The following is a 20072-nucleotide window of genomic DNA, read 5'->3' as shown; positions in this document are numbered from 1 at the left end:
CTCCTTAGAAGAGGAGTATTAACTCCTAGCTAAAATGCATAAGATTGCGGTCTTAGATGACGACATTAACTGGAGTTTGTCAGTTCAAAGGTTCTTGAGAAAAGAGTTTTTGGTAACTGTTTTTACAGATCCCAATCACTTTTTTGCAGTGGCAGCTCAGTACGATTTGGTGATTGTTGATTTTGTTCTTGACCCTTTGCCTGAATCAGAAAATAAGCTAGATGGCTATGGTATTATTCATCGCTTAAAATCATCCTTAGAGCGCCCTCCTCTCTGCCTGTTAGTCTCCGGCTGGATTGACAGAAATGATTTAGCATCCATCAGCCAACGACCTTATTTTATGGCCGATGACCTAGCGGCAAAAGATGCGGGTTTAGACGTGATTTTGGCAAAAGTAAGGCAACTGTTGGGTAGCACCTTGCCGCAATCGCCCTCTTATTCTCAACCTTAGACCATTCCTGCAACGAGCGGACTATGATGGAGAGCTAGATGGGAAGCCTCTGCTGCCCGTTAAACTCTTCTGAACATTCAGCGGATTCAGTTTCATGGAAACAGTAGGTACAACAATAGGCAGCTACGCTCCAGACTTTGAACTCCCAGGAATAGATAATGCGGTGCACCATCTTGCTCGTTATCTAGAAAGGTCGAAAGCAGTAGGGGTAGTGTTTATGTGTAACCATTGCCCTTACGTACGGCTCTACCTAAACCGCCTCAAACAAATTCAAGCTACCTTTCAAGCTCAAAAGTTTACCTTAATTGGGATTAATCCCAACGATGCCACGCAATACCCGGATGATAGCTTCGAGAATATGAAGCACTTCGCGGTTGAGCAACAGTTGAACTTCCCCTACTTGCGAGACGTGACCCAAGATGTAGGGCGTAGCTTTGGAGTCAAAATAACGCCAGAAGTTTTCTTGCTAGACCAAGCGGGCATTGTGCGCTATCACGGACGCATTGACGACAACCCAGAAGACGTCAGTGCTGTGCGATCGCCTAACTTTCAAATCGCGATCGCTCGTGTCCTAGAGGGCAATGCAATACCTGTAGCAGAAACTGAACCCGTAGGTTGTTCTGTTAAATGGCGTATTTAGCAATGCTTGCGGCTCCTAAAAGCTGACCTCCGACAGCTTAGTGTTATCTTTAGTTGGAGGCAATTTGAGTTAAAAAGTAGTCGCTACATGGGGATTGTTTATCAGCGGGTTTTGTTCAAACTAAGCGGTGAAGCCTTAATGGGCGATCTAGCTTATGGCATTGACCCAGCGGTGGTTCAAGCTATTGCCCAGGAAGTGTCAGATGTTGTAGCAACTGGAGTCCAAGTTGCCATTGTCGTGGGTGGCGGCAACATCTTTCGCGGCGTTAAGGGAGCTGCGGCTGGAATGGACCGGGCAACCGCCGATTACATTGGCATGATTGCCACCGTCATGAATGCCATGACCTTGCAAGACTCTCTGGAACAGATGGGCGTGCCCACAAGGGTGCAGACTGCGATCGCCATGCAAGAAGTGGCAGAGCCTTACATTCGGCGGCGAGCCATTCGTCATCTCGAAAAAGGGCGAGTTGTGATCTTTGGGGCAGGCTCCGGCAATCCCTTCTTCACGACCGACACCACAGCAGCGTTGCGAGCAGCGGAAATTAGCGCCGATGTTTTGTTCAAGGCTACCAAGGTAGATGGTGTTTACGACTCCGATCCGCACCAAAACCCCAACGCGCGTAGGTATCAAAGCCTCACCTACGCCCATGTTTTGCAGCAAGATTTGCGCGTGATGGATAGTACTGCGATCGCACTGTGCAAAGATAACAACATTCCTATCATTGTGTTTGACCTCTCGGTACGCGGTAACATCCTGCGGGCCGTGACGGGAGAAACAATTGGAACGATCGTGGGAGGTTCTTGTGAAATTAGCTGACGCTGAAAATTCGATGCAAAAAGCCGTTGAATCAACTCAACGGTCTTTCAATACAATTCGGACTGGACGAGCCAACACATCTCTGCTCGATCGAGTCATGGTGGAGTATTACGGAGCCCCAACTTCTCTCAAGTCTCTGGCAACTATCAATACGCCAGATGCCAGCACGATTACGGTTCAACCCTTCGATCGCGGTAGCCTAAACTTGATTGAAAAAGCCATTTCCCTATCCGACATTGGCTTAACTCCTAGCAACGACGGGTCCACCATTCGCCTAAATATTCCACCGCTCACCAGCGATCGCCGTAAAGAACTCGTGAAGCTAGCGGCCAAGTTTGCCGAAGAAGGCAAAGTGTCAGTTCGCAATGTGCGTCGCGATGCGGTCGATAGCGTCCGCAAACAAGAAAAAGCGGGCGAGGTGTCCGAAGATGAAGCACGGGACTTGCAGGATAAAATTCAAAAGCTGACGGACAAGTACATTGCCAGAATTGAAGAAGTTTTGGCAGAAAAGGAGAAAGATATCACCACCGTCTAGAGTGTTTTGCTCACCACCAGGTTTGGATCTAAATCCTATAGAGCCATAGAGCTAAATTGTTCTAGAACTAAGCACTCAAGCGAAATATATTGAAGTTCGTCTTTCGGGTTTAGGCATATTGAAGTGCTGGCATGGGTGTCTGACGAACCACGTAAGCTAAGTGCATGGGGTACCCCTGAATGGAGTAGATTGTGTCGATGCACTTCAAGGCAGTCTCGCGATTCTTGTAAGAACGCAGAACTCGCTTACTGCCGTTGGCGTACTGCACACATACTTCCCAGTTCATTGGCTTAGCCTCATTTCAGAGTGTCTTGTGGCTCAGAACTTTATCAAGCCTTCATGAACTATCCTAGGGGCCACATCAGGGCTTTGTACTCAGTGCATTCAATGAACTATATAACTGTAGTGATTTCACGGATTGATTGTTGTTGGAACTGAACCAATTCCTCTACTTTGAAACTTGAATTGCCAAGCACACTTGTGAAATCCCTGTTGTTTTTTCCTAAGAAACAGCAGGGTTATTCGTATGCTGCTTTAGATTTGAGATCAATACGGAAACATTCACTGAGTTACCCCTGTCTGTCAGCTCTGGATGCCATTGGGTCAGGATGGCTAGTAAAGCACTACAAACTACCAGTGTTTGGCAAAGCTACTACCCAAAGTTCTAAGCGATCGGCCAGGCTGGAGTTGTGAACTGATATTCAAGAGTGAGATGCGAGCATGATGTTTGACTGCATTATTGTCGGTGCGGGGCCAGCGGGAGGAACTGCCGCTTACCATTTAGCCAAGCAAGGCCGTTCTGTTCTAGTGCTAGAAAAAGAACCCCTACCCCGCTACAAACCTTGTGGGGGCGGAGTCTCGCCTCAAGTTGCGCAGTGGTTTGACTTCGACTTCACGCCAGCGATTTCACTCAAGGTCAACTCCGTGCGCTTCACCTGGAAAATGGAAGACCCAGTGGAAGTTGAGCTAAAAACTCCAGAGCCGATGTGGATGGTGCGGCGAGATGTGTTCGATCACTTCTTGGTACAGCAAGCCCAGAAGCAAGGCGCAGAGCTGCGAGACAACACGGAAGTTACAGGAATTCAGTTTAAGAGCGACCACTGGCAAGTCAATACAGCCGATGGCCCAGTCACTGGGCGATATCTCGTTGCTGCGGACGGTGCCAAAGGCCCAATGGCGAAGTGGCTAGGGTTCAAAGAGCGGAAGCGTCGCTTAGCCGGAGCTTTGGAAGCAGAGGTGCCCGCTCAAGTAGAAAGCGGCAACCCTATTCACTTTGAGTTTGGCATGGTGAAGAATGGCTACATCTGGAACTTCCCTAAAGCCGATGGCTATTCGTTGGGTATTGGTACCTTCCGAGGTGGTGAACCCCAGGATATGAAAGCTTTGCTGGCTGAGTATGCCACGCTGTTTGGTGTGGATGTCAAGTCCAGTCAACAATATGGCCATCCACTGTGCCTGTGGGATGGCAATCAAAAGCTGCACACCCAGAATGCGGTGTTAGCGGGAGAAGCAGCTTGTGTAGTGGACCCCTTTACCGCTGAAGGGATTCGGCCTTCTATTTTTAGTGGTATGAAGGCGGCTGAAGCGATTAACCAATCTCTAACAGGCGATCGCAGTGCTCTAGAGCGCTATACCCAAATCATCAACCAAGAATGGGGCGAAGATATGGCTTGGGCGCAGCGTATTGCGGGTGTCTTCTATCGGGTACCTGGCATTGGCTACAAAGTTGGCATCAAGCGTCCTTCCGCTACAGAACGTATGGGCAAAATTCTCTGCGGTGAACTGCGCTACGCTGATGTCGCCAACCGGGCAATTAAGCGGCTGACTAGCAGCTTGATTCCTGGCATGGGTGGCTAAAAAGCCATCACTCATTCATCACTAGGGCGTACGTTGTGCGCCCTACATTTATTTAGTAGATTGCTGTTGATAGGCAAGATAAACTGCCTCCAAGAATAAATCTGGGGTGGTGTTCGACGGTACTTTTTCCAGCAAAATTATTTCTTTTACTTGACGAGCTAACTGTAAATTAACTTCTGACTTAGCTTTGGATGACATTGCACCCCGGCGCTGCAAGTATTCTCGAACCACAGCGAAGTCGTCGGGCAGCAAATGGGATAAATCTGCAATTTCGGGTAACTGGGCCGCTAATGCCTCGGCTGCTGGAGAAATAGGAAAAGTGGCAGCAGCAATGGTTTGCTCCTCTTGAATCACCACCGTGCCTGCTGCCCAGTCTCCTAAACGTTTTTCTTGGCGACCTAAAGCAATCAAGAATACGCCTAAAAATAAAGTGTCATCGAAAGGTCGAAGTAAAGCTCGTAAGGTAGCTTGAGCTAAACCAATAGGCCGTCCATCATCGCGAATCACCCGAATTTTGGTGTAACGCTTCCCAGGTGTCTGCCCACGCCAAAGGCTTTCAAAGAAGACAAAGTAGCCCACATAGATCACAAAGCCACCCAGAATAGTAATCGCCGTTAACCACAGGTCAACACTATTGGCGTTTCCAGCTACTTGTCTGACTAATTCTAGAACTTGACTAGAAACAAATAGCCAGATGAATAGGAAGGCAATGAGACACCCACCCAAGCAGGTGTAATCGAGCAGTAAAGCTAAGGCCCGATTCCCAATTCCAGCTAGGGTAAATTCCAACTCTACGCTTTCTGGTGTCTGAAGGATAATTCGATTAAAGAAGCGCATGGTCTTTCGTCTGCATAGCTCGGGGTAGGGAGAGATCAGGGATTCGGTGAGAGCGCTGGGGAGAAGTATAAAGAGGTTGAGAGATTGATTAGAGATGCAATGGGGGTTAGCGATCGCGCAATTTCAATCCCAACCCTTCTCGGCGGCTACGGAGATCGTAATAAACCACAGCCTTCAAAGCTTGCCAAAAAGGTGCCACAATTGCGCCACCCAAAAGATTTAGCAAAATAGACATAACTCCTACGGGAATAAGAGCATTGGCCGATAAAGTTTGCTCTAGTAGTGTTTGTAATACACCACTAATAACTGAGAATAATAATTGAATAGGAATGGTAATCAGAAATGCAACTGAGACTATCCCTATGATTTGCCAAACTAATTTCTCAGAGAGGTCCCAACTGCGGCTGATTGTTTTTACTGCGCCTAAATTGTCTTCAATTGCCAGAGGAACTTCTGTAACTAGAAGGCGTGAAGTAAGCCATAGTAACACAAGAATAAATCCAACAAAGGTAACTATCCCAAGAACTCCAACCAGGATAGCTCCTAGGAAGCTTGTTAGAAGTCCACTAATTGATACTGATAAAACACCAACGACTACTGTGACAACTAAGATGTATACGAGTACAACTCCTAAAGTCAGCAGAAGAACGAGAATTCCAGCGATGAGAAAACGCCACTTTCTAGCATCAGTGCGTTGATGAGCCGTGCTTACGCTCTCTGGCTGATTGATTAGCTCTCTAAAGGCTAACCGAGAAATCAACGCCATTAAAGCAGAGTATTTGGCCCAACCGTAAACAGGTAATAACACCCAAAGAAAGGCTTTTAGAGCGATACCAAAATATTGCTTCAGATGGGAGCTGTAGAGCCGAAAACTCGCACTCACTACATTACCGATGCTGAGCGGTCGCATGGGGCCACCGGGGTTCAAATTTGGAGACGACACTAGCCAAGTTCTCCTGGGAATGAATGGAACCAGATTGACGCTATCTTAGGCTACGCTTAGCTTAGAGCGGAGTGAAAATTTATAAAGTATGAATATTCAGCGCTGGATTGCACGGCGTGAACCCAACTGGAAACGCTTGGATGCGCTACTGAAGCAAGTAGAAAAACGGAGTTTGAAGTCACTCCCAGCCGCTGAAATCAAAGAATTAGCCAGTTTATATCGCTCCGTATCCGCAGATTTGGCCCGCGCCCGTACCAATCAAGTTGGGGCCGCTCTCGTACAAGACTTGCAAACCCTGGCTTCTCGCGGCTATACACAGATTTATCAAGGCTCCAGACGACAGGAATGGCAAGCGGCTCTAGACTTTTATCGTTGGGGCTTTCCAGCTTTGGTGCAAGAAACTTGGGCCTACATTGCTTTGGCAACCGCGTGTTTTCTGGCTGGATCTTTAGTGGCTTGGTGGTTCGCTTGGCAAGATCCTACCTTTTTGTCGTTATTGGTACCGGGTGAGCTAATTACCAAAGTGCGAGACAAAGGTGAACTATGGATGGGGTCCATTGTAGGCATCGAACCTCTTGCTTCTACCCGAATTATGACCAACAATCTTTCGGTTTCTTTTGGGGCGATCGCGGGAGGCATGACCGCAGGTCTTTACACCCTATTTCTCTTAGTTTTCAACGGGTTAAGTATTGGGGCGATCGCTACTTTGGTTGGCCAAAATAATTTGGCTTATCCGTTTTGGGCCTTTGTTTTTCCCCACGGCTCGCTTGAGTTACCCGCCATCTTTTTGGCTGGAGGCGCAGGATTATTGATTGCCAGAGGGCTGTTGTTTCCCGGCAAGTATCGCCGTGCGGATGCTCTGCGGCTGTATGGCCTTAAGGCAGCTCAGTTAACCTATGGCATTGTGCCTATGCTAATCATTGCGGGAACGATTGAAGGCTTTTTCTCTCCTAGCCCTGTCATCCCATCCCCTTTCAAATATTTGGCTGGTATGGGTCTTTTTACACTTCTATTAATATATTGCAGTCGCAGAAAGCCAACAGGGCAGACAGGTTAAAGCTGATTACGGGCTTTTAGTTGCAGGTAGCGATCGACCAGTTGCTCAGTAATTTGATTCGCAGGTGCGTCTAGAACTAGCACGCCTTTTTGACGTAGCTCGGCGAAAGCGACTTGACGTTGGGCCAGTAGATCTAAAGCCACAGCACGGCTATAAGTAGAGGCAACATTCTCGGTTAGCTGGTGGGCTTGTTGATCAACTTGGGGGTCGCGCAGCGTGACACAAAAAGGTAAATAACGAGGTTTGAGGCGGGCAAGAGCGGCTAACAACTCAGCAGAAGCAGTGGTGTCAATGACGTCTGTGATCACTACAACCAGGGCACGACGAGTTTGCTGATTGACCATGCGAGTCACGGCCCCCAAATAGTCTGGTTCCAGCAGCTCCGGTTGCATCGGCGTTAAACGCTCAATCAGCTTGGTGAGATGGTGCTGACCCCGCTCTGGCGGAATCCAGGTGTGAAGCTGGCGATCGAACACTCCTATCCCAACGCGATCGCCCCGATTCAGACCTGCCAAGGCTAGAGACAATGTGGCGTTCAAACCCCAGTCAAATCGAGTTAAGCCATGAACTCGCGCGGTCATCAAGCGGCCTCGATCCAGCAAGACAATCAAGGTTTGTTCTTGCTCTGGCTCCAACACCCGCACCAAGGGACGGCTACGGCGAGCGGTAGCTTTCCAGTCGATTAAGCGCGGATCGTCCCCTACACCGTATTCCCGTAATTCGGCAAATTCGGTGCCCATGCCTAACCGTCGGGCTTGGCGAATGGCTCCGGTAGATTGCAAGGTGAGGCGGATCGAAAGCGATCGCAAACCCAACAAATCTGGATAAACATCTACTGTTTGAATTTGCGGCACTTGCCAATCTCGCCATGCCAACCCCCAAGCTCCTAGTTGCCGCACCTGCACATCGCCCCATTGAAACTGCCCCCGTTGCGTGGGGTGAATGGTATAAGTTAGCTCCTGGCTACTATTGGCCGCTAAGGTGGCTTGGAGGCTAGAGGCTGAAACGTCAAATGCTACTGGATAAGCATCCCGAACTTGAATCCTGGCAGGTTGATCTCCTGTTTGCACAGCCAACACAACCGGATTGTCGCGGCCAATCGAGAGACGCTGCAACGGTTGCCGCTCGATTTTGACTGAGTGCGATCGCACCTGCCGAGCGTCCCAAAAGGCTAACCCCAAAACCACAGCATCAAATAGCAGCAACCCCAGCACAGCTATCCTAAGCTGCACCTCTCCAGGCCAAAGTGCGGCCAGAATGGTGGCGATCGCCATGCCAAGGAGGAGTAAACCGTAAACTCGCCAGGAAGGAATCATCTTGGTACTGGAACTTGATTGAGGACTGAGCCAATGACGCTGTCGATTTTGAGGCCGTCGAGTTGGGCTTCGGGGCGGAGGATGAGGCGATGGCGGAGTAGCGGAGGTGCGATCGCTTTGATGTCGTCGGGGGTGACGAAATCTCGCCCAGAAAGCCACGCTTGGGCTTTGCTCACTTGCAACCAGGCGACAGCAGCACGAGGGGAAGCGCCTAAAGCTAAATCGGGATGTTGTCGGGTACGTTGTACTACAGCCAGCAAATAATCCAATACAGGCTCCTCGACTTTGACCGCTTGAGCCGCTTGGCGAGCTTGCAGAATTTGCTCAACTGAGGCGATCGCTTTGAGCCGAGCCAAATCCAAACGGCGAGATTGGAAACCTGCTTGGCTGTTCAGCAGCATTTGTTTTTCGGCTTTAACGTCTGGGTAGTCAACTAAGAGTTTGAATAAAAAGCGGTCTAGCTGCGCTTCTGGAAGTGGATAGGTGCCTTCAAATTCCAGCGAGTTTTGCGTTGCAATCACCCAGAACAACGACGGTAACGGCATGCTTTCGCCATCTAGGGTCACCTGTTGTTCTTCCATCGCTTCTAGCAGAGCGGCTTGAGTTTTGGGTGGCGTACGGTTGACTTCGTCTGCCAGCAAGATTTCGGTAAAAACTGGCCCCTTCTTCAGCACAAAACTGCGCGTGTTCAGGTCGAAAATATTCGTCCCCAAGATGTCGGACGGCAAAATGTCGGGGGTGAGCTGAATGCGGCGGAAATCGGCTTGGACCAGTTGGGCCAACACTTTGACTAAAAGGGTTTTACCTGTACCGGGTACGCCTTCTAGGATCACATGGCCGTTGGCGAGTAAAGCGATGAGCAGTTGTCGCACCAGAGCAGGCTGACCCACAATAACTTGGCTGAGTGCCTGACCCAGGCGAGTGATGACCGCATGCGTTTCTGTCATAGGTGATTTAATAGCGAGGCAGATGATGGCGAACAGTCTGAATTTTTTCTAACCAAGCCAGCAAGTCACGATCGCTGACTCGTTGACCGCGCGATCGCAGTTGTAGCATGTCTGCTAACTCTGTGGCAGGTCGTCCAGTTTGTTGGGTCCAAGCGGTGAGCAGAGTTTCCGGGTCTAATAATTGGTTGCCCAACCCTAAAGCTCGTTGCACTTGTAATTGCTCTTCTTTGCGAATGGTGTCAATCACAAACTCGCTGGATTCCGCCTTGTAGAGAGCTCCTGCCAAAGCTTCGATATAGGCCTTGCTGTTATCCACAGCGGGAGTGGTGACTGGAATCGGCTGACCGAAGCGGCGATTGTGCGCCCAGATGCCTAAGAGCAGCAATACTCCCACTTGAATGAATCCAGGCAAGAGAGCAGTGTTGGCTAAATAAGCTAAAAAGCTGCGCGATCGCTTTTCTGAACCTGAACCTGAACCTGTAGCATTAGCAGGGTCACGATAGCCGTGCAGATATTCATCGACCCAAATCGACTGTTTGGGCGGAGTCACCAGTTGAGCTAGAAATTCATAGTTGCCGCGATCGTCTTGATAGGCGTTGGCTGCAAGATGGGGTGTAGTGGCCCAAATGACTCGGCCTTGACCCAGAGATTCTTGCCAAACCACGGCCCCAAAGCGATCGCCCAGGACTAGGCTGATGGTGCCCTGCTTTGGTAAGTAATGCCGTCGTCGAGTTTCCACTCGCACATTACCCACTTCACTGGTTTGCCAGGTGCGGAAAGCGGCATCGGCAACAGGAGCATGGGCACCTAAAACGACTAGCGTATTGCCTGCCTCTACCCAAGCTTTTTGGTTCTCGTCGAGGGATGCTACCTTCAGCCTGCTGTTAATTTGTAACAGCGTGATCTTGCCCTGGTTCACTGAGCTGGGTTGCTTTTGAGCTAATTGCTCAAACGGTTGCTGCCAACGCTGGATGGGAGTGCCGCGATCGCTCATGAAACTGTACCAAGCACCGTAACCATCGGGAGCGCGACTATAAGTTGAACCACTACGGGAAGCACTTTGAGTCGGAGCACTCAGCAAGGTGAGTAAAGCGATCGCTCCAATGACCAAAGCCCCAAACCACATTTGTCGTCGAGAGAGATTTTGCGCAGGATTCATCAAGAGCGTCTCCCCGCAGGCATGCGGTTCTCGATTTCTGGCCTCTCAATTTCTTGATAGGCTGCTTGGCAACGATTTAACGTCTCTAGCGAGATCGCCATATTGTTAAACCGCATTTGTTCGTGCGTCGTAATCAATAGCTGGTAAAGCGGAGCTTGGGGAAAATGCTGCACCAACTGCCAATACTCCCCATCGGTGCGGCTAGCCTCCAAAGGCACTAAGTTGGATTCACTCAAGTGTTGCAGCAGCGCAAAATACAAGGCTTGGAAGGCTTCCGGGTAGTTGCCTCGACGCTGGGAATCCTGCGATCGCTGAAACCATCCGGCAGCATCAAGCTGGCTAACTTGGGCATTGATGTTTGAGTGGGCTTCTGGTCGCTGTAACCAGGAAAGCAACTTTAAGCTACGTAGGGATGGCAAAAATGTTTGTAACAACTGCCAAGTCAGCCAAAGCAAACAAAATCCCACTAGCAGCCAAAAGACGACCCGGACAAGAGATTCGATCGCATCCGTTAGCCAACTGGGTAAAGTCTGTGGAGTTTGGTCATTGGAGCTACTGAAGAGTTTATTCAGTTGCAGCTCAATCCACTCTCCCGGCTGCCGCAACAACTGCTGGGTCTGCCAGCCAATGTTAGTCTTCTCAAAGGAACCTGTTGGCATGAATGCATACCATCTGGGAAGAAAGGGTACGGTTTTGCCCTATTATCAACGATTCCTGAGCTTTGGCCTATGGGTACCGTAGTGCTGTGGGGCGATCGCTCAATCGTGCTTGCGACTGATACAAATTCTTGCGATGCCCCGGACCCTGTTTAAGTAGATCTGTAAGCGTAAAATGACCATTTATTTTTACAAGGTTGGCGACCCCTACGGCTGTTTTTCTAATTTTTCTCCCCATCCCATTTTTATTGATGATCAAAGCTGGTCCACTGTTGAGCATTATTACCAATCCCAGAAGTTTTTCGGAACTGAACATGAAGCTCTGATCATGACCATTCGGGCCGTGAAAACGCCTGAGGAAGCCGCTGCTTTAGGTCGCGATCGCTGCCGAGTGTTCCGGGAAGATTGGGAGCAAGTAAAAGCAGAAATCATGTATCAAGCAGTTTTAACTAAATTTTTGACGCATTTAGATATTCAATCTGTTTTGCTCTCCACTAATGAATTACTAATCGTAGAAGACTCACCCACAGATTACTATTGGGGCTGCGGCTCAGAGCGGACTGGGCAGAATCAGCTCGGCAAGATTTTGATGCAAGTGCGCCAAGAAATTCGACAGCAATTGGCTGAGTAGCCAACTTCAAGCTTAATGACAAGAACTAAATTGCTTCCCTAAAAGCCTCAATTAAATCTCTCTAGACGTGAAAGCCTCCAGGCAATTAGTTGATTTTTGCTAATTAACTTCTAGATACTTTTACTGATTTCAATATCAATTAGAAACAGGCAAAATGTTATAGGTCTTTTTGGCTTTTTAGGCCTAATCAGCTTTTAAGTAATTCACTAGAGAACATACAGGAAATGCAGGATTTACGACCCACGGTAGATCGTTTAGGTCAAGAGGTTTTACTCCACAAAATTACCACCTGCATTCGGCAATCTCTTGAATTATCAGAAATTTTGACTGCGACCGTTAAAGAAATGCGGTCCTTCTTAAACACCGATCGCGTCATGATCTATCGCTTTCATCCCGATGAAAGTGGTGAAGTTATTGCTGAATCTATTGAGCGCGATCGCTTGCCTTCGCTCTTAGGTCTCAATTTTCCGGCTGATGATATTCCGCCGCGAGCCCGCGAGTTGTTCCTCAAGGCTCGCCAGCGCTCTATCGTAGACCTCGCTTCCGAACAAATTGGTTCAAGCCCTTTAGATAACCCAGAGACAGGGTTGCCTGTCCAGGCAGAAGATATTCGTTATCGTCCTGTAGACCCTTGCCACATTGCTTACCTAACGGCAATGGGCGTGAAATCTTCCTTGGTAGTGCCGATCTTGCATCAAGATGCCCGGACCCAGACTGGCGAACCGATACTTTGGGGGTTATTGGTATCTCATCATGCCCAACCCCGAATTATTGCTGAGTCGGAGCTTCAGGTGGTACAGCAAGTGGCTGACCAAGTTTCGATCGCGATCGCCCAAGCAGAATTGCTGCGGCAAGCTAGGGCTCAAGCGGCAAAAGAATTCAGTATCAACCAAATCGCGACTCTCCTCCATACCCTGCCAACTCTACAGCTACAAGCAGCTTTAGAGCGCACGGTAGCCATACTCCAAGGGTCTGGTGGCAGACTCTACACCTTCGCACTCGATCCCACCCAAGCCACGATCGCCACCTGTGGGGCTCAACCGCAGATGCCAGGACAAGACCAGACCTGGATGATCGAACAAAGCCCCCTCTGGCAGCAGTACTTTAAACCTGCCGAATCAAAGGCCGAGTTTTGGCAGCAGTCGATTACTGACCTTTATAAGGAACCAGAACTGCGAGTTTTAGCACCAGCGTTCCGGGCTACGCTCATTCGTGGCATCTTAGTTGTGCCGCTGCAATATCGCCAACAATTTTTGGGTTATCTCACAGTTTTTCGAGATGCGATCGATACCGCAACCCTGTGGGCAGGGCAGTTTGACTCGGATCAGCGACAATTTCAACCCCGCAACTCTTTTGAAGCTTGGCAAGAACTCAAGCAAGGCCAAGCTTTGCCTTGGACGCCAGAAGATTGGGACTTGGCTGCTGCCTTAGGGGAGCACTTCTCAATGGCCATCCAGCAGCAGCAGCTTTACCAACAAATACATGGGTTGAATATCAGTCTGGAGTTGCAAGTTCAGCAACGCACCCAAGAGCTAGAGCAAGCCTTAGAGTCTGCTCGTCTCCTGAGGCAGGTGAGTGACCAAATTCGTAGCACGCTAAATTTGCCGACCATCCTGCAAACGATTGTGCGAGAAGTCCGCGGCTTGCTCGATACCGATCGCGTGGTGATTTATCAATTCGTGCGGGGTTGGCAAGGGGAGATTGTGGTGGAAGAGGTGGCATCGGGGTGGCAGTCAATTTTGCATGAAAAATATGCAGACGAATGTTTCCCGACCGAGCATGCCAGCTTGTACCAGCGCGGTCGGATTCGCGCGATCGATCATGTCAAGCAATCTAATTTGCATCCTTGTCATATCGAATTTTTAGACAATCTGCAGGTTCAAGCCAACTTGGTAGTGCCAATTCGTATGGGTGAGCAACTGTGGGGCTTGCTGATTGCCCATGAGTGCCGAGGGCCGCGCCAGTGGCAAGCCTTTGAAATGGAGTTGCTAGAACAGTTGGCCGACCAAGTGGCGATCGCGATTCAGCAAGCGGAATTATATGAGCAAAGCTGTGCGACCGCGGCGATGGCAACCGCACAAGCTAAACAGATTGAACAAGCGGCTGAGCAACAAAAAACGTTGTTTGAGGTGATCACCAAGATTCGTGAATCGCTGGATTTGCAAACGATTTTTCAGGCAACAGCCCGAGAAGTGCGCCAACTGCTTAACGTCGATCGCGTGGGGGTGTTTCGGTTTGAGCCAGAGTCTAGTTGCCAGGATGGTGTCTTCGTTTCCGAAAGTGTGCTGCCTGGTTTTACCTCCGTACTAGACCGGAAAGTTCATGACCACTGTTTTGGCGAACAGTATGCCCCCTACTATCGGCTCGGTCGAATTCAAGCGGTGGCTGATCTATATGCTGCCAACTTGAGCGATTGCCACCTGAAGATTTTGGAGCAGTTTCAGGTCAGAGCGAATTTGGTGGTGCCGCTGATTCAAAGTGATGAACTTTGGGGCTTGTTGTGTGTGCATCAATGCTCTCAGCCTCATGCATGGACAACGTCTGAGATTGAGTTTGTAACTCAGATTGCCGCGCAGTTGGGAGTGGCAATTCAACAAGCCGAATTGCTGACTCAAACCCAACACCAGACGGTGCAACTCGCTCAAACCCTGAACGAACTGCAACAAACCCAGACGCAACTGATCCAGACTGAGAAAATGTCGAGTTTGGGGCAGCTCGTGGCTGGAGTGGCGCACGAAATCAACAATCCCGTCAATTTCATTTATGGCAATGTCAACTATGTCAGCGAATACACCAAAGAATTGCTGACGCTGCTCCATCTCTATCAGCAACACTACCCCAACCCTGAGCGGCCCATCCAAGAATACGCTGAATCAATTGAGCTAGACTTCTTAGCCACAGACTTGCCTAAAATGTTGGCTTCGATGAAAGTGGGAACCGACCGCATTCGTCAGATCGTGTTGTCACTGCGGAATTTTTCCCGCCTAGATCAGGCAGAGAAAAAACCTGTCGATGTCCATGAAGGCATTGATAGCACCTTGATGATTCTGCAACATCGTCTCAAGCTGGCGAATGATCCAACGGCAATCAGGGTCGTGAAGCAATATGGATTGTTGCCCCTAGCGGAGTGCTACGCGGGCCAACTCAACCAGGTCTTCATGAATATCATCAGCAATGCTATTGATGCGATCGAGAATGACAACCAGCAACGTCTAGCTCAAGGTCTGCCGTTCAATCCAGGGTTAATCAAAATTGAGACAGAACTGATGCAGTCTGCGTCTTATGCTTCCCAAATGCTGATCCGGATTAGTGACAATGGCCCTGGCATGTCAGAAGCGGTGCGGTCGCGAATTTTTGATCCATTCTTCACCACCAAGCCTGTAGGCCAAGGCACAGGGTTAGGCCTATCGATCAGTTATCAGATCGTGGTAGAAAAACATGGCGGTATGCTCAAATGCACGTCTCAAGTGGGCCAAGGAACTGAGTTTTTAATTGAGATTCCAATTCGCTCAGGCTGGACCACCCCAACCGTGATTGCTGATTGAGGCAATGAAATAAAGCGAAATCAACGCTTCCACGCAGCAATAGATTTCTGAGCTTGAGCATAAGCAGGTGTCCCTGATGGAACGAGAGTCGCAGTTTGCAAGGCTGCCTGAATCCGCCCCCGTGACGCTCGCAGTTCTGCCATCCCTAAAATGATATTGCTCCATTCGCCCGTGAGTCGTTGGGCTTCCAAATACCCTGGTTGGCCTGCGGGGATGCGTCGAACCAAGGCGATCGCGCGACTGTAAGAAGACGCTTCCCCCCGCCGCAACGAACCCTGAGCTTGGTCAATCAGAGCTTGGTTAGTCTTTTGCTGCTGAGAGCTTTGTTGCCATCCCGCGATCGCTTGCTGAGCTTGGCCATAAACGGCAGCATTATTCTTGGGCACCAAGCGAGCGGTTTGTATCGCCTCGCCAAACTGACCTTGCTTGGCTCGACCCTCTGCCAAGTCTAAAATCACTTGACTCCAGCGCTGAATATCTTGTTGGGCTTGGTCGTAGAGCGGTTGACCTGGCTTGATTTTGCTGGCTTGAGCGATCGCTTGATTAAACCGGGAAGCTTGATTCGGTCGAATCGTTACTCTTGCTTTTTCCAATAAATCTTGATTAACCTGCTGTTCTGCCTGAGTTTTCAGATTACGGTACTGCTCGGTTTGCTGCTTGGCGGGTACCTGATTAAGCAGGCGCAAGGCTTCTTGAGATTTATTCTGTTGCAGCGCTGTCTGAGCGGCGGGCAGCAGTTGTGTCGGTGGCACATCCGAGGCGGCAACTGTAGCAGGAGGACTAGGCGCAGCCTTGTCTGGGACGGGGGTGGGGCTCACCACCGGAGCCGTTGCTGTCGCACCTGTGGTTGAAGTCGCCACCGTTGCCACAGGCGTAGGAGTGGACTTCGACGATTGGGTGGCTGTGGAGACAACAGCATTGTCGATGGGCTGACCTGTAAAGGCTGCTTTATTGCGAATGATCACACCTGAGCACAAAACAAATGCAATCAAACCGCCCCAAACCAGCAACCGTCGCCAAAATACGCTATCTGCCATTTCTGGTTCTGCTTCGGGATCTCGCATAGGGGATTGAGGGGATAGAGGACTAGATGGGGCGGGTTGTGTAGTAGAACTAGCTGGCCTACGAGTCAACCGTTCTAAAATCTGGTAGGGCGAGGAACGAGAAGAGTGGTCAGCATTGCCAAAATCACCCGTGCCAGAAGGACCTGTGCCAGAATCACCCGTAACAGAGAGAGTAGAGAGACCAGTTCCCGCTTGGGGTGGTGCTTGCAAGGATATATAGCCACGAGATGCATCTGAGTCGAGCGCAGCCATTGTGTCAGCCGGGTCAGATGGGCGATCGAGTGTATTCCAGGTGCTTGCAGCCACCATTGAGTGAGGCAAGATGCCCTGCTGCCCTTTCCCTAGTGGCACTAGCACTACCGCATGCTGAGCGGGTTGCCAATAGTGCTCAGTCAGTTCTGGGAGGCGATCGCGCAAAAAATAATCTAGATCGGCGAGGGTGTCACATTTACCAAACCGCAGCCCCTCCAACAAGGCAGCCGTAAAGCACCCATGATGCAAGCTGGCAGTCTCGTACGAGAACTCACCCGGTTCGCAAGCCAGGATTGTGGCGACGCTGAGTTGACGGGCACATTCCAAGGTCTGAGTGCCCAGCGGTTGATCCGATGGCAGCCCTTGGCTCCGATTCATATCCAAGCATAACAAGGCTGTCTCGGCGGCAATGGCATCCAATTGTCCCAGCAGCGATCGCACTGAGATGGCAGTACCAGGAATATCGGCTGGATCACCATCAATCGGCATTAGGTAGTCTTGTCCTTGGTAACAGACTCCATAACCGCTAAAGAAAAACCAAACCAGGTCGCCGGGGTGCACCCACTGTTGGCAAAACTGATCAATCCAAGCTTGTAGCGAACCTCCAGTGGGATAAGTGGAGCGATCGGCAACAGGTAACGAAGCATCGGTTAGCAGTAGGCACTGTTCGGCTGGGAAGCCTGCTTCCTCCACTAGAAAATCATGCAGAGCCTGGGCGTCCTGCTGGGCATACCTCAAAGGCTGCAAGAACTGATATTGATTGATACCAATTGCGATCGCCCAGTGTTTCACCATGCTGAATGCCCTAGATTCTTACTAGATAGTGTGCCCAGAAGGCAGTTCAAGTAAATAGGAACCTTACGCTCTGTTTTTACTCAGCTCAAGTGGCATGTTGTTGGTTAAAAAGACAAGAAGTACGATAACTTTTTTATTGAAAACTTTTATTGAAAACTAAGTTATCTGACAAATTTGTTTGGCTGACCCAGTGCACAACCCTAGAGAGATAAGAAACAGTAATATCTGACTGCCTTCGTGAGGCATTAAATTCAGGTCAGAAACTGCAAACCTCAAGATAAAAACGCAACGTCTAAAATTCCGTCTATAGTCTAAGTTAATTCTGCTTCATTATGAATTAAATTTCTAATAACTAACTCATTTAAACTGCTTAAACCTGACCCCGCTTAAGATGGTGTCCAGTTTAACCAAGTCTGAGTCATTAATATATTGAGTGGTCTTGCTGAGTGATCGCGTAAGGAGCTAGCAGCAAACATGCGAGAGTTTTCCCCTTCCCACCTTCGTTTTTTAGCACTCCCGCAACTTCTAAGCTTGGCAACCTGCTTAGGATTAGGGGGTAGCGTTTGGCTCACCCAAGCTGCGATCGCTCCTCAAGCGGCTCAAGCTTATACCGCCAGAGTAGATGTGGCCCTAGACCGCCGCACCGGGGAGAGCTACGAAACGCTTTTGCGCCGAGCGGAAATTGCCGCTAGAGCTGCGGCTCAGCGCAGTTTCGATCGCGACATTTTGACCAGTCAAGTGTCTGTCATCGTCTCAGCCCAAAGTGAAGGCTCGGTAGTACCTGTACTGAATCTAGATGTCAGCCGCACTCAATGGCGCAGCCGTCCTGATCCACAACGTTGGGCAACCTACTTTCGCACTTCGCAAGCGTTGTTACGGCTAAATCAAGGCGTAGCTGAAGAGACCGTACCCGCTCAAGCTGCTCCACCGCCACCTCCGGTTGTACCCTCGCAACCTGCTACCGTACCAGTAGCACCCACGCCAGGAGCGCCAGGAAGCAACATCCCCGCAGGTAGTCGAGCACCTGGTATACCAGCCGCACCAAATGGTGGAACTGGAACGGGCGCGGGAACTGGAACGGGTGCAGGCACAGGTACTGGTACTGCTGCTCCTGGTGCTACAGGTACTGGAACGGGAACGGGTGCAGGCACGACTGTACCTACTGGCGGCACAGGTACCGGAACTGGAAATACAGGTGGAACAGGCACGACTACGCCTGGCGGCACGACTGGCACAGGTACCGGAGCGGGCGCGGGTGCAGGCACTGTTGCACCTACTACCGGAACTGGCACAGGTGTTGGAACAGGAGCAGGAACTGGAACCGACACAACCGTTCCTGGTGGTGTGACTGGGACTGGCACAGGTGTTGGAACAGGAGCAGGAACTGGAACCGACACAACCGTTCCTGGTGGTGTGACTGGGACTGGCACAGGTGTTGGAACAGGAGCAGGAACTGGAACTGACACAACCGTTCCTGGAACTGTCCCCGGAACAGGCACTGGAGCTAATACAGGCAACAGAACTGGGCCTAGCACTACTATTCCGGGTGGTGTGACTGGGACTGGCACAGGTGTTGGAACGGGCGCGGGAACTGGAACTGATACAACCGTTCCTGGAACTGTCCCCGGAACCGGTACTGGAGCTAATACGGGCACAGGTACAGGTACCGGGACGGGCGCGGGTGCAGGCACTGTTGCACCTACTACGGGAACTGGCACAGGTGTTGGAACAGGTGCAGGACAGGGGGGCACTACTGGAACCGGAACGGGACCAGGTGGCGGCACTCAAATAACTCCGGCTGGACCTGGTACTCTTGCCCCTGGGGCATCCACAACGCCTGGAAATCAAGGGTCAGTGATTACGACTCCGAATGGTCAAACTGTTGCTCCTGGCGCTCAACCGACTGGGATCGGAACACCAGGAATAAACAGAACGACAGCACCGGGCACTGGTACAACTACAACGCCCAACAACGCGCCCAACAACGGCTCTTTCACTATTACGACTCCCAATGGGCAAGTCATTACACCAACTACACAGCCTAATGGAACCACAACTCCCAATCAGTCAACTGATGGGGGAAATCGTTAGTTTGCAGCTAGCTGATCAATCAAAATTGCTTAATGACCTGCAAAAGGCTTGGTTTAAATGGAGGCATCATGCCCTAGAATAGGAGGGTTGTCTAAAAATTGCGATCGCCGCACGGACGAGCATGGCTGTTCCTAAGAAGAAAACATCCAAGTCTAAGCGAGATATGCGTAAAGCGACCTGGAAGCGCAAAGCCGCGTTGCAGGCGCAAAAAGCTCTCTCTCTTGGCAAATCCATTTTGACCGGACGTTCTAAGGGCTTTGTCTATCCCAATGACGAAGAAGGGGAAGATGAAGAGTCTTAAGCTGCATTTTGATTGCAGACAGATTCGTGATGGGGGCAAGCGGTTGCCCCTTTTTTATTGGACTTGGGTAGTGCTCAAGATGTAATGATAGAAGAGTAAAGTTCATTTTCGAATGCTCTTTGTTTGCTCATGCCTGCTTGTCCCCTCTGTGCCTCCTCCCGAACGGTCAAAAACGGTCA

The 20072-nt window shown here is 50.2% G+C and carries 18 protein-coding genes; 10 read left to right on the top strand and 8 right to left on the bottom strand.

The window, feature by feature from the left end; genetic code table 11:
* The first annotated feature begins 34 nt into the window (after positions 1-34).
* From NDA01_RS14825 to frr, 4 genes are all read left to right on the top strand, one after another.
* Positions 35-451 (top strand): response regulator transcription factor, encoded by a 417-nt coding sequence (locus tag NDA01_RS14825; protein WP_348228536.1) that lies wholly within the window; start codon positions 35-37, stop codon positions 449-451.
* Between the two features lie 94 nt (positions 452-545).
* A complete protein-coding gene (locus tag NDA01_RS14820) occupies positions 546-1091 on the top strand; it encodes a thioredoxin family protein (RefSeq protein WP_190432575.1) in 546 nt (181 codons plus the stop codon).
* An 87-nt stretch (positions 1092-1178) separates the two neighbouring features.
* Entirely contained in the window at positions 1179-1907 is a 729-nt protein-coding gene (pyrH, locus tag NDA01_RS14815; protein WP_190432577.1) for a UMP kinase, read from the top strand.
* Positions 1894-2442: a ribosome recycling factor gene (frr, locus tag NDA01_RS14810; protein ID WP_190432579.1), complete on the top strand. Its 549-nt coding sequence runs from the start codon at positions 1894-1896 to the stop codon at positions 2440-2442. Before pyrH ends, frr begins: the two co-directional genes overlap by 14 nt.
* Before the next feature lie 109 nt (positions 2443-2551).
* Here the strand turns inward: frr and NDA01_RS14805 are convergent, their stop codons facing one another.
* Positions 2552-2728 (bottom strand): family 2 glycosyl transferase, encoded by a 177-nt coding sequence (locus NDA01_RS14805; RefSeq protein WP_190549401.1) that lies wholly within the window; start codon positions 2726-2728, stop codon positions 2552-2554.
* Positions 2729-3162: 434 nt separating this feature from the next.
* On the opposite strand from NDA01_RS14805, the gene NDA01_RS14800 reads away from it, so the two are divergent.
* Positions 3163-4299: a geranylgeranyl reductase family protein gene (locus NDA01_RS14800; protein WP_431193410.1), complete on the top strand. Its 1137-nt coding sequence runs from the start codon at positions 3163-3165 to the stop codon at positions 4297-4299.
* Between the two features lie 48 nt (positions 4300-4347).
* Here NDA01_RS14800 and NDA01_RS14795 read toward each other — a convergent pair whose 3' ends face one another.
* Positions 4348-5136 (bottom strand): RDD family protein, encoded by a 789-nt coding sequence (locus tag NDA01_RS14795; RefSeq protein WP_348228535.1) that lies wholly within the window; start codon positions 5134-5136, stop codon positions 4348-4350.
* 106 nt (positions 5137-5242) lie between these two features.
* Positions 5243-6019: a DUF7847 domain-containing protein gene (locus tag NDA01_RS14790; RefSeq protein ID WP_348228534.1), complete on the bottom strand. Its 777-nt coding sequence runs from the start codon at positions 6017-6019 to the stop codon at positions 5243-5245.
* Between the two features lie 148 nt (positions 6020-6167).
* On the opposite strand from NDA01_RS14790, the gene NDA01_RS14785 reads away from it, so the two are divergent.
* Entirely contained in the window at positions 6168-7136 is a 969-nt protein-coding gene (locus NDA01_RS14785; protein ID WP_348228533.1) for a stage II sporulation protein M, read from the top strand.
* On the opposite strand, the gene NDA01_RS14780 is transcribed toward NDA01_RS14785, so the two are convergent.
* Genes NDA01_RS14780 through NDA01_RS14765 form a run of 4 tightly spaced genes read right to left on the bottom strand, consistent with a single transcriptional unit; the run spans position 7133 to position 11217 of the window.
* A complete protein-coding gene (locus tag NDA01_RS14780; RefSeq protein WP_348228532.1) occupies positions 7133-8452 on the bottom strand; it encodes a DUF58 domain-containing protein in 1320 nt (439 codons plus the stop codon). The genes NDA01_RS14785 and NDA01_RS14780 overlap by 4 nt on opposite strands.
* Positions 8449-9399, bottom strand: coding sequence for an AAA family ATPase (locus tag NDA01_RS14775; RefSeq protein WP_190432588.1), 951 nt, complete (start codon positions 9397-9399; stop codon positions 8449-8451). The genes NDA01_RS14780 and NDA01_RS14775 overlap by 4 nt, the downstream gene beginning before the upstream one ends.
* Before the next feature lie 7 nt (positions 9400-9406).
* On the bottom strand, positions 9407-10558 hold the full coding sequence (locus NDA01_RS14770) for a DUF4350 domain-containing protein (protein WP_348228531.1): 1152 nt from the start codon (positions 10556-10558) through the stop codon (positions 9407-9409).
* A complete protein-coding gene (locus tag NDA01_RS14765; protein WP_348228530.1) occupies positions 10558-11217 on the bottom strand; it encodes a DUF4129 domain-containing protein in 660 nt (219 codons plus the stop codon). Before NDA01_RS14765 ends, NDA01_RS14770 begins: the two co-directional genes overlap by 1 nt.
* Before the next feature lie 172 nt (positions 11218-11389).
* Here NDA01_RS14765 and ybiA point away from each other — a divergent pair, with 172 nt between their 5' ends.
* Both ybiA and NDA01_RS14755 read left to right on the top strand, forming a co-directional pair.
* A complete protein-coding gene (gene ybiA, locus NDA01_RS14760) occupies positions 11390-11845 on the top strand; it encodes a riboflavin biosynthesis intermediates N-glycosidase (RefSeq protein ID WP_348228529.1) in 456 nt (151 codons plus the stop codon).
* Positions 11846-12069: 224 nt separating this feature from the next.
* Positions 12070-15390, top strand: coding sequence for a GAF domain-containing protein (locus NDA01_RS14755; RefSeq protein ID WP_348228528.1), 3321 nt, complete (start codon positions 12070-12072; stop codon positions 15388-15390).
* A 20-nt stretch (positions 15391-15410) separates the two neighbouring features.
* Here NDA01_RS14755 and NDA01_RS14750 read toward each other — a convergent pair whose 3' ends face one another.
* Positions 15411-17501, bottom strand: coding sequence for a caspase family protein (locus NDA01_RS14750; protein WP_348228527.1), 2091 nt, complete (start codon positions 17499-17501; stop codon positions 15411-15413).
* A 474-nt stretch (positions 17502-17975) separates the two neighbouring features.
* Here NDA01_RS14750 and NDA01_RS31910 point away from each other — a divergent pair, with 474 nt between their 5' ends.
* Both NDA01_RS31910 and rpmF read left to right on the top strand, forming a co-directional pair.
* Positions 17976-19592, top strand: coding sequence for a hypothetical protein (locus NDA01_RS31910; protein ID WP_431193409.1), 1617 nt, complete (start codon positions 17976-17978; stop codon positions 19590-19592).
* A gap of 121 nt (positions 19593-19713) precedes the next feature.
* Entirely contained in the window at positions 19714-19893 is a 180-nt protein-coding gene (gene rpmF / locus NDA01_RS14740) for a 50S ribosomal protein L32 (protein WP_190432598.1), read from the top strand.
* Positions 19894-20072: the final 179 nt, after the last annotated feature.

The sequence above is a fragment of the Trichocoleus desertorum AS-A10 genome (genome assembly GCF_039962155.1).
Taxonomy (GTDB): domain Bacteria; phylum Cyanobacteriota; class Cyanobacteriia; order FACHB-46; family FACHB-46; genus Trichocoleus.
The sequence above is the reverse complement of the archived record's forward strand: the minus strand, read 5'-3'. Positions and strand labels throughout refer to the sequence as shown.

Bases quoted from the DNA above. Each gene is read 5' to 3' on its own strand.
- NDA01_RS14825 (WP_348228536.1), top strand. From the start codon at position 35: ATGCATAAGATTGCGGTCTTAGATGACGACATTAACTGGAGTTTGTCA.
- NDA01_RS14820 (WP_190432575.1), top strand. From the start codon at position 546: ATGGAAACAGTAGGTACAACAATAGGCAGCTACGCTCCAGACTTTGAA.
- pyrH (WP_190432577.1), top strand. From the start codon at position 1,179: ATGGGGATTGTTTATCAGCGGGTTTTGTTCAAACTAAGCGGTGAAGCC.
- NDA01_RS14805 (WP_190549401.1), bottom strand. From the start codon at position 2,728: ATGAACTGGGAAGTATGTGTGCAGTACGCCAACGGCAGTAAGCGAGTT.
- NDA01_RS14800 (WP_431193410.1), top strand. From the start codon at position 3,163: ATGATGTTTGACTGCATTATTGTCGGTGCGGGGCCAGCGGGAGGAACT.
- NDA01_RS14795 (WP_348228535.1), bottom strand. From the start codon at position 5,136: ATGCGCTTCTTTAATCGAATTATCCTTCAGACACCAGAAAGCGTAGAG.
- NDA01_RS14785 (WP_348228533.1), top strand. From the start codon at position 6,168: ATGAATATTCAGCGCTGGATTGCACGGCGTGAACCCAACTGGAAACGC.
- NDA01_RS14780 (WP_348228532.1), bottom strand. From the start codon at position 8,452: ATGATTCCTTCCTGGCGAGTTTACGGTTTACTCCTCCTTGGCATGGCG.
- NDA01_RS14775 (WP_190432588.1), bottom strand. From the start codon at position 9,399: ATGACAGAAACGCATGCGGTCATCACTCGCCTGGGTCAGGCACTCAGC.
- NDA01_RS14770 (WP_348228531.1), bottom strand. From the start codon at position 10,558: ATGAATCCTGCGCAAAATCTCTCTCGACGACAAATGTGGTTTGGGGCT.
- NDA01_RS14765 (WP_348228530.1), bottom strand. From the start codon at position 11,217: ATGCCAACAGGTTCCTTTGAGAAGACTAACATTGGCTGGCAGACCCAG.
- ybiA (WP_348228529.1), top strand. From the start codon at position 11,390: ATGACCATTTATTTTTACAAGGTTGGCGACCCCTACGGCTGTTTTTCT.
- NDA01_RS14755 (WP_348228528.1), top strand. From the start codon at position 12,070: ATGCAGGATTTACGACCCACGGTAGATCGTTTAGGTCAAGAGGTTTTA.
- NDA01_RS14750 (WP_348228527.1), bottom strand. From the start codon at position 17,501: ATGGTGAAACACTGGGCGATCGCAATTGGTATCAATCAATATCAGTTC.
- NDA01_RS31910 (WP_431193409.1), top strand. From the start codon at position 17,976: ATGCGAGAGTTTTCCCCTTCCCACCTTCGTTTTTTAGCACTCCCGCAA.
- rpmF (WP_190432598.1), top strand. From the start codon at position 19,714: ATGGCTGTTCCTAAGAAGAAAACATCCAAGTCTAAGCGAGATATGCGT.